Annotated in this window: 15 protein-coding genes and 2 pseudogenes; 1 reads left to right on the top strand and 16 read right to left on the bottom strand. The window is 35.7% G+C overall.

Features of this window, described 5'->3' with window-relative positions:
* Window position 1: 1 nt before the first annotated feature.
* From RMR19_RS01555 to RMR19_RS01520, 8 genes and pseudogenes are all read right to left on the bottom strand, one after another.
* On the bottom strand, window positions 2-1,099 hold the full coding sequence (locus RMR19_RS01555) for a restriction endonuclease subunit S (protein WP_073285189.1): 1,098 nt from the start codon (window positions 1,097-1,099) through the stop codon (window positions 2-4).
* Complete coding sequence (locus RMR19_RS01550) at window positions 1,100-1,321, bottom strand: hypothetical protein (protein ID WP_073285192.1); 222 nt, start codon at window positions 1,319-1,321, stop codon at window positions 1,100-1,102. It abuts the gene before it with no gap.
* A 15-nt stretch (window positions 1,322-1,336) separates the two neighbouring features.
* Entirely contained in the window at window positions 1,337-1,927 is a 591-nt protein-coding gene (locus RMR19_RS01545) for an N-6 DNA methylase (protein WP_084139138.1), read from the bottom strand.
* 20 nt (window positions 1,928-1,947) lie between these two features.
* The gene (locus RMR19_RS01540; protein WP_073285195.1) at window positions 1,948-2,589 is read right to left on the bottom strand and encodes a hypothetical protein; all 642 of its coding nucleotides are present in this window, start codon (window positions 2,587-2,589) and stop codon (window positions 1,948-1,950) included.
* Between the two features lie 624 nt (window positions 2,590-3,213).
* Window positions 3,214-4,017 (bottom strand): lincosamide nucleotidyltransferase Lnu(B), encoded by an 804-nt coding sequence (gene lnu(B), locus RMR19_RS01535; RefSeq protein ID WP_073285199.1) that lies wholly within the window; start codon window positions 4,015-4,017, stop codon window positions 3,214-3,216.
* Window positions 4,018-4,070: 53 nt separating this feature from the next.
* Window positions 4,071-5,555: an ABC-F type ribosomal protection protein Lsa(E) gene (gene lsa(E) / locus RMR19_RS01530; protein ID WP_002294513.1), complete on the bottom strand. Its 1,485-nt coding sequence runs from the start codon at window positions 5,553-5,555 to the stop codon at window positions 4,071-4,073.
* Window positions 5,556-5,997: 442 nt separating this feature from the next.
* On the bottom strand, window positions 5,998-6,366 hold the full coding sequence (locus RMR19_RS01525; protein WP_060854318.1) for a hypothetical protein: 369 nt from the start codon (window positions 6,364-6,366) through the stop codon (window positions 5,998-6,000).
* Window positions 6,367-6,414: 48 nt separating this feature from the next.
* Window positions 6,415-6,576, bottom strand: a pseudogene (locus RMR19_RS01520) (recombinase zinc beta ribbon domain-containing protein); the annotation flags it as partial.
* A 67-nt stretch (window positions 6,577-6,643) separates the two neighbouring features.
* Here RMR19_RS01520 and RMR19_RS01515 point away from each other — a divergent pair.
* Window positions 6,644-7,102, top strand: a complete 459-nt coding sequence (locus tag RMR19_RS01515) for a hypothetical protein (protein WP_002325145.1) — start codon at window positions 6,644-6,646, stop codon at window positions 7,100-7,102.
* 50 nt (window positions 7,103-7,152) lie between these two features.
* Here the strand turns inward: RMR19_RS01515 and RMR19_RS01510 are convergent.
* From RMR19_RS01510 to mef(A), 8 genes and pseudogenes are all read right to left on the bottom strand, one after another.
* Window positions 7,153-7,371 (bottom strand): annotated as a pseudogene (locus RMR19_RS01510) (hypothetical protein); the annotation flags it as partial.
* A 615-nt stretch (window positions 7,372-7,986) separates the two neighbouring features.
* Window positions 7,987-8,151 carry a hypothetical protein gene (locus RMR19_RS01505; protein WP_295685181.1) on the bottom strand — a complete coding sequence of 55 codons (165 nt, stop codon included), beginning with the start codon at window positions 8,149-8,151 and terminating at the stop codon, window positions 7,987-7,989.
* An 18-nt stretch (window positions 8,152-8,169) separates the two neighbouring features.
* Complete coding sequence (gene catA, locus RMR19_RS01500) at window positions 8,170-8,829, bottom strand: type A chloramphenicol O-acetyltransferase (protein WP_073285202.1); 660 nt, start codon at window positions 8,827-8,829, stop codon at window positions 8,170-8,172.
* 291 nt (window positions 8,830-9,120) lie between these two features.
* Window positions 9,121-9,639, bottom strand: coding sequence for a GrpB family protein (locus RMR19_RS01495; RefSeq protein WP_073285207.1), 519 nt, complete (start codon window positions 9,637-9,639; stop codon window positions 9,121-9,123).
* A gap of 22 nt (window positions 9,640-9,661) precedes the next feature.
* Window positions 9,662-10,243 (bottom strand): nitroreductase family protein, encoded by a 582-nt coding sequence (locus tag RMR19_RS01490; RefSeq protein WP_073285210.1) that lies wholly within the window; start codon window positions 10,241-10,243, stop codon window positions 9,662-9,664.
* A 48-nt stretch (window positions 10,244-10,291) separates the two neighbouring features.
* The gene (locus RMR19_RS01485) at window positions 10,292-10,816 is read right to left on the bottom strand and encodes a DinB family protein (protein ID WP_031577803.1); all 525 of its coding nucleotides are present in this window, start codon (window positions 10,814-10,816) and stop codon (window positions 10,292-10,294) included.
* A gap of 131 nt (window positions 10,817-10,947) precedes the next feature.
* Window positions 10,948-12,411, bottom strand: coding sequence for an ABC-F type ribosomal protection protein Msr(D) (gene msr(D) / locus RMR19_RS01480; protein WP_073285213.1), 1,464 nt, complete (start codon window positions 12,409-12,411; stop codon window positions 10,948-10,950).
* 120 nt (window positions 12,412-12,531) lie between these two features.
* Entirely contained in the window at window positions 12,532-13,749 is a 1,218-nt protein-coding gene (mef(A), locus tag RMR19_RS01475) for a macrolide efflux MFS transporter Mef(A) (RefSeq protein WP_073285216.1), read from the bottom strand.
* Between the last annotated feature and the right edge of the window lie 43 nt (window positions 13,750-13,792).

Below are 13,792 nucleotides of genomic sequence, written 5' to 3'. Positions count from 1 at the left end.
ATTATTTAACTGTAGCCTGTCCATTCATAAGCAATGGCAATAACCAATCTCTTAGATCAGTTAGCTTTAGATTTTCTCGTGTTTTCTCAGATAACATGTTGGAAATCGGATAAATAGAGCCGTTAAATAATTTTATTTCATTCTCATCTGGGACATAAATTGGTCGGTCTTTCAATAATTCTTTTTGTAGATGCTTAAGACCAGTTCCCTGAAAAAATTTTTTATTCAACTCACCTTTAATAGAATTCAATAATAGATACATATAGTCTGATAATCCATCCCTTGCGCTAATACACCAAGTATCAGTAGAATATGCAGCACCACCTACATAGAATTTTACATCAGCATTTCCACCTGTATTTAAGAAACAATTTCTACCTTCAACAAGTGCTTCTTTCCATTCAAGAATTGCTTCACCGCTTGTGAAAAACGGATAGTCCCCATTAATATCTTTAGCTTCTCCAACCTTTATACTAGATTTTCCATTTTCTATTAACAGGTCAGAAATTTTTCCATTTGTATTCTTTTTATAGAATAGGTGCATGTAAATATCATGTGCTTGCTGTTGAAGTGTGTCATTAATTCTATTGTTAATCCCAATCTTTTTATCAATAGAGACTAAGATGGATGCAACTTTATCTTGTTCATTTCGTTCACATACAGGTATTACTAGCTCCTTTAAGTCTGGAATATTTAAGTTGCTTACTATTGATCCAGTGACATCTACTTTTCTAATTTGTTTTTGTACGTATTGGGACATTAATGCATATAGTAAATAGTGTGGATTTACCTTTTCAGTCTTAACTTTTAGCAAAACTAGTCTTTGACCTAAGCAACATTTTAAACCTTTTGGCATGATTGCAACTGTCCCCATTGGTGCCTCACGCGAAATAATAATATCGTTTGCTTCTGGTTTTGCTCTTTTAGTTCTATTCAAATATGTCTCTTCATCAACATATGATGATTTGGAGAAGTCAAAATGTGCTCCATTTAAATTGTAGTTTCTAATTACTCTTATTCCACTATCTAACCACCTCGGAGTAGAATGTGGACAATCAATTATCTCATCACAAAGTGATTCTAATTTGAAAAAATCCATTTAAGCCTCCTCCCTTTTTAGTAAGTAATATATCTTTTTCCATTTTGCAGAAGGCTTTTTGCAAATTTTATCTTCAGATGCAAATGCACAAACATTATTTATATAGCTGGAGCCACAAATATCTGGATTTGTATGTCTACACCCATACGTTTGTTTTGCATTATCATCATCATTTAGTCTATCAGTTAAAGCGAAACATAATTCTTTAGGGAAATCGCTCATTATTGCACCTTCTTTCTATAGAAACTTAACTTTCTTAACCTGTTCAATGATTTCTTTCTGAACCTTCTCACCTTCAGAGAACAATGATTCAAGAGTAATAATATACTCATCTATTGTTTCATTAAATTCTTGATTAGTTATTTCTACATACTCTAATTTAACATCAAAAAATTGTCCTGCTGCTAGTGAATATTTCTTCTTTTTGATTTCATCGTAAGTTACAGCTATCGAAAAATCTTCAATAGTCTCTTTCTTTAAAAAAGTCTTAACTATTAATTCTATTTCTTCTTGTCTCAGCCTGCATTTCTTGTTTTTACCATCTTGATAATCTTCTCCCAAATTTGAAGCGTCAATTAACACAACCTTGTCGTTTCTCTTGGAATTATCAAAGAATAATACTGATACATTTGTACCAGTAGTCGCAAAAACATTCGAAGGCATACAAACACACCCATAAACAATTTTTTCATCGACTATATACTGAAGTATTTTTTTCTCAACGCCTGTTTTAGCTGTAATAAATCCTGTCGGAATTACAATTGCACCCTTGCCTGTTGATTTTAATGAATTAATAACGTGTTGAATAAACAATGTATAAATTGCCATAATCCTTAAATAGAACACCTTTAAACATTGCTATCTGTATCCGTAGAATCAATGAGAACTTTTGATTCTATGAACGGACGTGTTAACTCAAACTGAAATTTTACGAAATATAGAAATGCTTCGCTACATTCTTGCAAAACAGGATCTAATTCATTACGAACTGGATGACCAACATTAAACTCCAAAAATGAGGGTTCTTTTACAGATACCACAGAGTAAAATGCCTTCTCAGAATGATGGATGTAACCAGAAGCAGCCTTATACACAGAATCAAATCTCTTGTCAAATTTCGCTAGCTGCTTACGTAGGTAGGCATCTGTCATAAGATTCCCATCCTTAGCTTTCATTCTGTTAATTTGTTTCTCCCCGCTATACACACTTCGGATAATCTCAGTTTGATTTTCCGCTGCATAAAGTGCATATGTCCGTAAACAGTTGTCAATCTGTACTCGTAATAGTATCCCTGCACACGTCAAGTTTCGCTTCTCTATCATAATTGCAAACCCATCGATGAGCCTAATACATTTATCTAAAATACTAATCATGTAGAAATCATCTTCACATAGGGTTTGCCCAATTACCTCTGCAGTTAGTTTTACCGCCTGTTTGCGAACATTTTCTAAATGGTGTTTAATCTTGAAAATCCACTCTTGATAATTCACATTTTCACCATCCTTTAATCATTGAACTCAAGTCCAAAATAAGTAAATTTCAGCTAAAATATAATAAAAGATATAAAAATAACCGGTTGCTCCCGGCCTCGCACATTTGCACACCCTTTTTGCACATTGCATACCCCTATGCACAGTACCTTTGGGCTTTATTAAATTGTATCATTTTCTGAATGATTCTCTCTATGTTCATGCAGATTTTGATACAATAATAAAAAGCCCTCTCCTGGGATTAACCCCGGAAAAGGCTTCAAATCAGTGCGTTTACAGAATCCATCAGACTTTCTAAACACATTAGATTGCTAACATATTGAGTTTTTTCGATTGGCACGTTACTGAATAAATCTAACTTGAATACCCTTACATTCATTCAGTCAAAATAATTAAAAAGTATAGGGAAAATTAAAAGGTTCACAGTCGATATGTTTCCTCTAACACCATGGATTGAGAGGACAGAATGAATGTCATTTGTGTATGTCCGTTCTCGGAAACATATCCACGACACTTTTTGCACTATCGGTAGACGGGAACATATCCATAGGCTTCGCTGTTTTTTGAAAAACTGAGGTATGCTGTTAATTTTCAGTACCCAATACTGTGAATAACGTTACTCTCCTATTCACTAATGTAATTCAACAATCTTTCTAAAATGTCATGTGTAACTTTTAAGTTGTATTGTTCAATAAGGTGACTTTGCAAATCCATAACTAATAGCAAAGAATTTTTATAGGCTTCAAATAATTCTACCTTATCTAATCGAGCAGTGGTCTTTGCAAATTTTTTATAATTTTCAAGGCTAATTTCTTTTTCAAGGTTTTTACTCATGTTTAGCCAATTATCAGCATTTTTTTCTGCCATACGTATAAGTTGTAGTGTATTTTTTTGAAGTTGTGATAAGAGTTCTAATGAACGAGCATATTCTCCTCTTTTTAGAACGTTGATTCCCATCAACCATAGATTAGAGAAATTACACAACAAAAAATTAGCATTTTCTTCAGTAAGTCTATTTGGTCTTGCACCACTTATCTCTGATAAATAATTTTCTAATTGCCCTGTTTCATCGTAAATAAGCATAGCCTTCGTATCAGGAATATAACCTGAATCTTTAAACGAGGGGATTATGTTCATATCTATTTCAGAAAGGAAATGAAATTCCCCACGTATAAGATTATCAAAAATAACTACCTCTGTTCCGTACTCATTTTTATAAAGCATCAAGTACGGAGCTACGTCAAACAACCAGTTGGATGAATCAAAGTTCGAGGTTATACTATCTTTCAAAAATATATAGAACTCTATATCAGAGTATTGGTCACCTTCTCCTTTGGTAAACGATCCATACATCATACAAGCTGTAATTCGTTCATCTGACTCAGTAAGATTCTTAACGTTTGCAATTAATTCTTTTTGTTTTAACATTTCTTCACCCTTTCATGTAAATATCTTTTAGTTATTGTGGCAACTCAAAATCTCTACAAACCTAAATTAATATTTTTCGTACAAATGTTATTGCAAAAAGCATCATCATGCTCCACAAACAATAGTGTAGGACAATATTCCAAAATCATTTTTTCAATTTGGATACGTGAAAAAATATCAATATAGTTCAATGGCTCATCCCATATATACAAATGTGCACTTTCACAAAGGCTTTTAGCAATTAGTACTTTCTTTTTCTGACCAGCACTAAAATCCACCATGTTCTTATCAAACTGCTCTCTATTAAAATCCAGTTTACGAAGAATCGTTTTAAATAGAGTTTCATCGATCTTATTATTATAGGCAAATTCAGATAGATTACCTTTTAAATATGAAGTATCTTGCGAAATATAAGAAATTTTTAGTCCACTTGCTAGCATAAAATTTCCGGTAAATTTAATATCATCTCCATTAATCAATTTTAGGATACTAGACTTACCACTCCCATTTTTTCCGATAATGGCAACTCTATCACCAATATTGACTCTGAAATTAAGATTACTGCATACTTCTTTATCTCCATAAGACAATGATAAATCATTCGCTTCTATTAAGCACTCTTTGTGAAATTCAAGTGGTGAAATTTTTAAGTCATCATATTGTTCAATGTTGTGGAGCAGTTCTGATTTTTGTAAAACGGCTTCCTGATGTCTTGACTCAATATTTTTGGCACGTTTCATCGCTTTTGCAGCCTTATGTCCAACATAACCCTTATCCAGTTTTGAACCAGAATTTGTTGTTCCATATTTACTTTTTTCTACTTTATTTGACCAGTTTGAACTACGTTTTGCTGCATAAGACAACCTTCCTATTTCTTTAAGGAGTTTCTTGTTTTCTGCCAGTTCAAAATTATCTTGTAACGTTTTGTTCTCCCACCAAGAAGTAAAATTTCCCTTTTGGATTTCGATATTCGTTTTATTGATAGATAGTATATGGTCAACACATTGATCAAGTAAGCTTCTATCATGAGATACCAAAATAAACCCCTTCTTGCGTTTCAAATAGTTTTGCACTACATTACGTGCATCGATGTCAAGATGGTTTGTAGGTTCATCAATAAGCAGGAAACAACTCGCTGTAAGGAATAAAGCTGCAAGAAGGACCTTTGTTTGCTCACCATTTGACAATGTATTAAACGGACGATATAAAGCATCTTCTTGAACATCAAGCAATGATATTTCACGAAAAATCTCCCAATCCATACATTCCGTACAAATACTCTTCATTACTTCAATTGTATATAGACTCTTATCTTCCACATCATAAGGAAAATACTCAAACTTAACTGTAGAACTTATATTGCCGGAATACGCATATTTGCCAAGCAGTAAATTTAAGAAAGTAGTTTTACCGCGTCCGTTTCTTCCAATAAAACCGAGTTTCCAATCTGTATCTATCTGAAAACTTACATTTTCAAAAATATTGTCATAACTTCCTTCATATGAAAAAGTTAGATTTGAAACATTTATTAAGGACATATATTTCTTCCTCCTTTACATTATAAAAATTTTATAAGCAAAGTCGGTTTTCGGCATTAATTACTCTATAATGTTATCCAACTCTGCAAGGATTTTGTCATGAATGACATAGTATCATTGTCTATCACGTTTATCTTCCTTTCTTTTACAAATATTAAAAGCCGCAAGAAAGTAAATTCTTACGGCTCAAAAACAAATACTATTATTACCTTTTGTTATACATAACATAAGGTTACTGTAATGTATTATTGAGTGTAGAATACTTAACTTTCTTGCAATTTGCATAACAAAACAAACGGTTCTATAGCCGTTTCTTTAAATATCTTATTATTCATCATATAATTATCAAGAAAAGTTATACATTCTTCCACCTCCAAGTCGTTTTATTATATCATATTATCTTTAAAAATCCAATATAATTCTTCTGTTCTCTTTCTAAAGATTACCCTTCTACATCAATCTCGACTCCTGATTTGAATTCAACGGCGAACTTATCATGAAATACCGTAACTTTTTCTATAAGCCTCCTTACTAACTGCTCATCATATTCCTCTAACTCACAGGATTGTTCATTAAAGAAATCAGTCATTTCAGCGATTCGTTGCCTTTTTCCTTCACGCTCTGCATTTTCAACAAGTGCATTTTGCTTCAATTCTCGAAGGTGGTAGATTTCATCAGCCACATCTTCATAGTCATTCTTGGATTTTGCTTGGATAAGAAGCTGTTGTTGTAATTCTTCCAATTTGCTATCAATATCATTGGTGGCATTATCATTTTCTTCATTAAGTATAGTAGCTATGTTTTTCTGCAACGCCTGGAGGAAGGGTTCTTTGTTAGCCAAAAGTTCGTTAATAGCCTTGACCACTGCTGTCTGCAATGTTTCCTCGTTTATGGTAGGGGCAGTACATTCAGATCCTTTTTCCTCCAAACGGCTGACGCATCTCCAAACAATAGACTTGTAACCTCGGTTATTCCAGTGTACCCGGCGGTAAATATCACCGCACTGGCGAGCAAACTGCAACTGCAACTATGCAGGCACTTAATCTTAAAAGAACTACTTTCTATAAACTGGTGAAGGAAGTGATTGTATGATGACGATGTGTCCACGATGTTTAGAGCTATACAGTGAAATTTGGTCGAAGCCTTGTTGTAAATGCGCCGATAAGACCATTCCTGTTGATATTGAACTCATCAATGTCGTTCAGATGCTGCTCACTAGAGGCTTCGATGTATCTTATGCCACTTGTTACCCAGATAAAGAACAAGGTGAGATCGAAGCTATGGAAATTGAGATTCACTTTAGGGAATTGTATCCGCAGGCTCTCTTTGATGGTCTCCCACCTGACTGGATTGTAATTGACGAATACCCAGTTCTTGGCGGTAAGGTTCTTGATGAACCTGTTGATATCCTTACATGTGCAATCGAATATCGATTTGAAGAGAGCATCCATATTCAAAAGGATATCGCTATAAGCAATCTGGAAACATGGCTCGAAGAGAAAGACCCGCAATCTTGTAGGGCTATCCTTACATTGGCCGGCTTCTGAAAAAGCAAGACCCTCTCAACAGTAATGATCTGCTGAAAGGGTACTTTACTTTAATCTATGACCTTGAAGTGCCTTAATGCGTCTTTAATAGCTTCTACTTTATATTCTGGTGCTGGTTTATATGGGCGTTTTAGTTCTTCAACTGCGTTTGGTGCGTCGTACATCGGCAGGCCTAAGTTTCTTTTGACCTCTGCAATGTTTGCAGTGTGAACTTTGAAGCCGTACTTTTCTTCGATATACTCCTGAATAAGCCTGTAGGTGATACGATCTGGCTGGATTTTTCGGTCGTCTGCGTACTCCATTTTTACACTGATAAAATCGTCTGCACTTTTGTGGGACAATAAAACACACGTCTCAACGTGGCCCGAGTTGCCCCAAATGATGTCTACCTCCGAAATTTTGATACCATACGTAAGTGGAAACAGGTCAACCGTTTTTTAGCGTTTTTGAGGTATGAGGGAACATATCAACGGTTTTAAGGTTTTAGGGAACATATCCACTAATTAAAATGATGATACATATTATGATCGAAATTAATCTGCTCAGGAGAAGGAACAAGATACCCATCCGCAACTCAAAGCATATCACCGGCAATTAGTGGGTAAGAATAATCCTACTGATTTTATCAAATGGGATTCCTACCTTTTTTATCGCTTTCTATATTTGAGTAAGTTGACCAGGATATCCTGAGTAAACTAGAACTGCAGTTTCATCAACCCAAACTAATGCAGGATAAATATCACCAAAATGAAAAATTAAATTCGTAATTGTCATAACAGCCCTCTCCAATTCCTGCAATTTGACCCCGGCCAGTAAATTCATATGCTTTGGTATAAAAATACAAAGAAAAAGGATTAGATTTCTCTAATCCTTTGAAATGATTTTTATAAGGAATATATTACTCCACTAAGCTCAGACTCCTTCCAATCGGTCTTCGCTGTCACTCGTCTTCTCGGGAAGTCCTTGCATAGGTGGAACATCTGCTTCTTCGGTCGCTTTGCTTCCTCACGAGCTTCACAACTTTTTCGATCTTTGTTTATAGCTCCCAAGCACAAGCAATTTTTATATTATTTTTCTCCTAACCATGTCTCATAATTTGACGCTAATTCCTGTGCCTCATTAAAAAATCTGCTTGTATGGTAACCGTCGCAAACCGCATGATGCACCTGTACAGACATAGGTAATAAAATTTTATTATCCTGCTGAAAATACTTACCCAAAGTAAAAATAGGGATTAGATATGTTGCATCATTGTATATATTCAGGTTGAATCCGGTAAAATTCACCCAAGGAATGCTGGACACATTAATTGTATTAGCAGGTTCACCTGTCTTAGGCATGAAATTCAAAACGTCGCTATAGTTTCTAATATCCTCAAGGTAATTATAGTAAAAACGTGGGAAGTTCTCGTCATACTCTGTCCAAATACTTGAAAAAGTTTCGTTATCCTTATGAAAGACAGTATAACTTGGGTTCATACTATCCCAGTATCCTAACTTACCTTTTTGATCAAAACAGGTGCGGAACTCCTTGTGACGGTTAACCACAGTTGTGATGATATAAATAAGCGTAGGGTACAGTTTCAGGCCCTTAAGTTTAATTTCACGCAGTAAACCAGTTATCTCTATATTTGCAGTCATACTGTAAGTGCACCTAACCGCATTTAAATAATGCTCAAAGTATGGCTTTCTATTCCAATCCTCAATATCTATCAAATTAAATTTCATAAATTAGCCTCCTAAAATTTTATTCTTTAATTTTAGAAGGCTAATTTAACTGCCATCATCATCTTGCAACCTCCTGCTATCCAAGCATCTATATTATAAGCAAGTCCATTATACCACATAGAATTATGTAAATCAAATAGGTTCATAGAATATAAAACAAATACACTTGCTACTACAAATATATCCTTTGTTAATTCGTGTTATTCTACCAATACGAATCAGCATGATATGTAATAGTTAGTTATACGGATTATCCTCAACTGCTTCTTGCAATCCTTTGAGAATAACCTCCTAACAGACAGTTTGCCACCATCGCAAAGCATCCTTTTCTAGTTGCTTTACAAATGCATCCTTACCAGCGCAGTAGCCTTCAATATCCTCCGGGAATCGATTAGCCAGCTCCATCTTTAATTCACCATACTCTAAAGCGATGTCAGGATGTGTACGCAGAAAATCCCTTACTGCTATATGCCTATTAATATCTTTGTGATTGCTTTGCTCAAAAATATGAATCTGGTGTGTTCTATTATCGCCACCCTTGCGGAAATATCTCCGTCCTTCAATACCAAACTCACCCATACACTCATATCCAATGGCTACAAATTCCTCATTATACTTATCAACTAAACTAATATTTGTCACTACGGGCATTATATCAATGATTGATTTAGCATGTAACCCTTTAACTGCTGTACTGCCAATATGGTAAATATCCACCAATACGTCCTTCAAAATACCACTTATCTTCTGTGATTCATTTTCATACTCTACTTCCCAAAAGGGGTCATACGGAACTACTCGTATAAACAATATTAAACCTCCAATCTCGTTCTCAACGAATAATATTTACGACATTTTTACGAGGGGCAGCCTGTTTCGGCTCCTCTGCAGCATAACCCATAACGACAGATCCGTAAACAATATGATTTACGGGAACATCAAGATCTGACAAAAGCTCACGGATTAAGGGCATGTGTGTGAGTCCTGGCAGCTGATTTAGCCAGCAGGAACCAATACCGAGTGAGTGTGCTGCCAGCATCATATTCCCGATGGCTAATGCTGAATCCGGCATAGAGTTTCCGTTGTCCTTTAAGTTAGAAACAATAATAAAGGTGGGGGCATGATACAGGAAATTTGAACTCTCGTCTTTCGCTTTTTCAACAAGGCTCACAACATAAGGATGCGTTTCTGCTACAACAGGTATAGATATAAGGGTTAGGCGAATAGCCTCATTCACTTTTGCAAGTACACTGGTTTTTTGAATGGCTGTAAACTTCCAGCTCTGTGTTCCCATCCCGTTAGGCGCATAGCTTCCCGCTGTTAGAATGGTATTTAAATCCTCCTCCGATAGCTGAGTCTCTCTAAAAGTTCGTATGCTTCTTCTTGTTAATATGTTTTCTATTATACTATTCATTGGTAGTCTCCTTCTTTAAAAAAATTATTCTCGTATTTATCGCTATCTCTATTTTTTACAAGCTGCATATAGAAATCGTCCATAACCTATTTCGGCTACATTTTTCATCAATTCTCCATTTAACCATAATGCAGTATCAGCAAAGCTTCTACCCTCAAGTGGCCATTTTGCATACTGCTGTGATTGATATTCTGCATCCGACATATTGATTAATTTTTCAACCCATTTATCATGAAGAGTTTTTATTTCTTCTTTTGCTTTTTCAACACTTCCAGGCCAAGTAATGTCTTCCTTTTTCAAGGTACCATCTCCAAAATTGTAATCTAACGTAGTGCGCCACCAATATATAATATGCCACATAATCCATGCAATACTGGACGGTCCAATCTCGTAACTTTCGATTTCAGGCCAATCTATACTCCATCCATCGTCTTGCCTTCGTATCTGCAGACCCATGGGACTGAATGTCCAAAGTGCCTCTGTCTCCTTTAGATTCTCTGTGTGATAAAGATAAAGTTGCCAGCACATGTCTATCTGAAATAGTATATTCTCTTTTATTTCGATATCTCTCATTGATTTTAATACTCCTTATTAAAATTATTTTAGTATACATTAATTCTTGCCAAAGAAAAAAAGTCTTTATACTTTTTAACAATGGAGCCGCCAGCCAGTATAGACTACATTGACCGGCGACTACCTTAAATTTAATGTTTCAGATTTATTTTCTTATCGCTAATTTCATAAACCACATCAGCCACATTATCGAGTAGCCGTTTGTCATGTGTGATAAACACTATAGTTCCAGCATACTCCTTCATTAATATTTCCAAAGCCTCTAAGCTTGGTATGTCAAGGAAGTTGCTCGGTTCATCCATTAGCAGGATGTTATATCTACCCATAAGCATTTTAGCCAGCAACAATTTAATAATTTCTCCGCCGCTTAAAGCAGATAAGCTTTTTCCAATATCGTTTTGTTTAAGCCCCATTGATGCTAGAACTGAACGAATTTCTGAAACATTGTAATCACAATCCTCCTGCATAAACTCTAGGACTTTCTGATTACCGTTGTACTTGTAACTATTTTGTGCAAAGTAACCTATTTTTGCCTTAGGTGAAATAGAAATTCCATCTTCATGGTTTAACATCATTTGGATTAAAGTTGTTTTTCCTGTTCCATTGCCACCAGTTAGCGCCACTTTTGCTCCTAGGGGAATATGAAAAGATGCTTTTTCAAACAGTATCTTATCCCCAAATATTTTAGTAATTTCCGTACCGACAATAGGATATGGATTGTAGAGTGCCAATGCATCACTTTGCCTGAAACGAATCCTGCGAATGTCTTCTGGAGCTTCTACATTTCCTAAGGCCGCAATCCTATGGTCTAGGGATTTAGCGGCATTATGCAACTTTTTTTCCTTACTTCCTATTGATTTTTGATGAGCTAAACGTCCTCCGCCTTCAGTGTTTTGTTTTTTTGAAGCACCTTTTGCCTTCTGTTCTATTTTACGAGCCTGTTTTCGCTTTTCCTCCGCAGCCCTTTCCAATCGGCCACGTTCCGCAACAAATTGTTCGTATTCTGCTGCCTGGCTCTTGCGTTCTTCCTCTTTCTGGCGAAGAAAATCAGAATAGTTTCCCCAATACTCAGTGATTTTTCCATCTTTCAGTTCCCATATTTTATCTACTACCTCATCAAGAAAATATCGGTCATGGCTAATAACTAACAGTGCACCTGTAAAATATTTTAGCTGTCCAATTAGAAAATCAATTCCTTCACGGTCTAAATGACTGGTAGGTTCATCGGCTAAAATACCATGTACTTGTGCTGATAAAGCCTGTGCTATTTTAAGTCTTGTTTCTTCACCACCGCTCATGGTCTGTATATCTAATTGCTCAACACCCAGCTTGCCTACAAGTGCAAAATCTTTTTCCTCCTGCAAACTTACTTCGTCCAACTGAGGGATATAAGCAAGTTCACCCAGACGATTCATTTTACATCCTGCTGGAGTTAATTCCCCTAAAAGCACCCTGAGTAAAGTGCTTTTCCCTGCACCATTTGCTCCTACTAAACCAATACGGTCATAATCATATACTTCTAATTCATCTATATCTAAAACATCTCGCCCTGTGAATTCCACACGAATGTCTTTAGCTTTTAATATCAATTCCATCTTATTTCCTCCTGTCTATAATCGCATGCTTTCATTTGCTTGTACGCAGGGAAAACCCTGCGATTTTAGCAGGAAGAATTACATGAAAATAAGATACATAAATATCCCTCCAATATTATTTTATTTTAAATCTAATTTTCTAACCTCTGTTATCATGGGGCACACTATAGCAATGCCAATAATTAAAATACCTGATAGTAAAAACCAATGATTTACACCAATTCTATCAGCAAAGAATCCAGAAAGAATTAATCCAATTGGCATAGCAAATGACATAATACTTCCGGTCAAAGAAAATACACGTCCTAAATATTCAGGCTTAATCTTCTCCTGAAAAAGAGCTGTTTGCACACCGCTATAAAATGGCACCGAAAGCCCCATTACTGCACAGCAAGCTACAAATATAACAAATCCACTTGGAGGAAGTAATCCTGAAACGACTAAACTGGCCCCCATTATAAAGAATGAACCAGTTATTAGTAATACACGCTTTTCAAAATTACCCAACCTTCCTAATATTAGACCGCCTACTAGCATTCCAGATGCAAAAGCGATTTCGGTAATTGAAATATGCACAGGTTTTCCATTAAAGTATTCCATGCTAATTAAAGGAAACAGTGCATTAATTGGCATATACACAAACGTATATAGCGTTCCTAAGAGTAATAAGGCAAATAATCCTTTATTTTGTCTCAGTGCGACGATTCCTTCTTTCATTTCTCTTAAGAAATTTGGTTTCAAACTTTGCACTTGTTCTCCCAGCTTAGGAATACTTACAATGGCTACCGTAATAGATGCAATCACAGCGCCTAATACATCGATAGCAATAATTGCATTTAATTCCCAAACGGAGTATAACAATGCTGCAGCCGCCGGACTAATAATATAGCTTATTGACTGCACAGACTGACTATAACCTGCACATTTCGTAAGCTGTTCTTCTGGTACTAAAAGTGGCGTAACCGCATTGAGAGCCGGAGAATGAAAAGCCGTTCCAATGCTACGGATAAACAATACTACCATAACCATCCATACGGGTAATTCCATATACAATGCAACAATAGCTAGCATTGCCCCAGCTGCTGCAATAATTAAATCAGCACCTATCATTATCTTTTTCCTGTCATGACGATCCACTAATACACCAATGGCAGGTCCAAAGACTGCATAGGGCAAAAAACCTACTAGTGAAGCCATAGACAAGACCATAGCAGATCCTGTTTTTTCTGTAAGGTAAAAAATAATCGCCATTTGCAGGATGGCACTAGTGATTAAAGATACTGCCTGTCCTGCCCATATTGTAAAAAACTTAAGTTTCCAGTTGTTGTATTTTTCCATTTATATTTTCTCCTGCATATTATTTTGCTTGAATTTCTACTTT

It is taken from the genome of Anaerosporobacter sp. (assembly GCF_031551385.1).
GTDB lineage: Bacteria > Bacillota > Clostridia > Lachnospirales > Lachnospiraceae > Anaerosporobacter.
This window is presented reverse-complemented; position numbering and strand designations above follow the sequence as displayed.

Coding starts and splice junctions, on each gene's coding strand:
- catA (WP_073285202.1), bottom strand. CDS start 8,829: ATGAAATTTAATTTGATAGATATTGAGGATTGGAATAGAAAGCCATAC.
- RMR19_RS01545 (WP_084139138.1), bottom strand. CDS start 1,927: ATGGCAATTTATACATTGTTTATTCAACACGTTATTAATTCATTAAAA.
- RMR19_RS01555 (WP_073285189.1), bottom strand. CDS start 1,099: ATGGATTTTTTCAAATTAGAATCACTTTGTGATGAGATAATTGATTGT.
- RMR19_RS01490 (WP_073285210.1), bottom strand. CDS start 10,243: ATGAATAGTATAATAGAAAACATATTAACAAGAAGAAGCATACGAACT.
- RMR19_RS01515 (WP_002325145.1), top strand. CDS start 6,644: ATGATGACGATGTGTCCACGATGTTTAGAGCTATACAGTGAAATTTGG.
- RMR19_RS01485 (WP_031577803.1), bottom strand. CDS start 10,816: ATGAGAGATATCGAAATAAAAGAGAATATACTATTTCAGATAGACATG.
- RMR19_RS01550 (WP_073285192.1), bottom strand. CDS start 1,321: ATGAGCGATTTCCCTAAAGAATTATGTTTCGCTTTAACTGATAGACTA.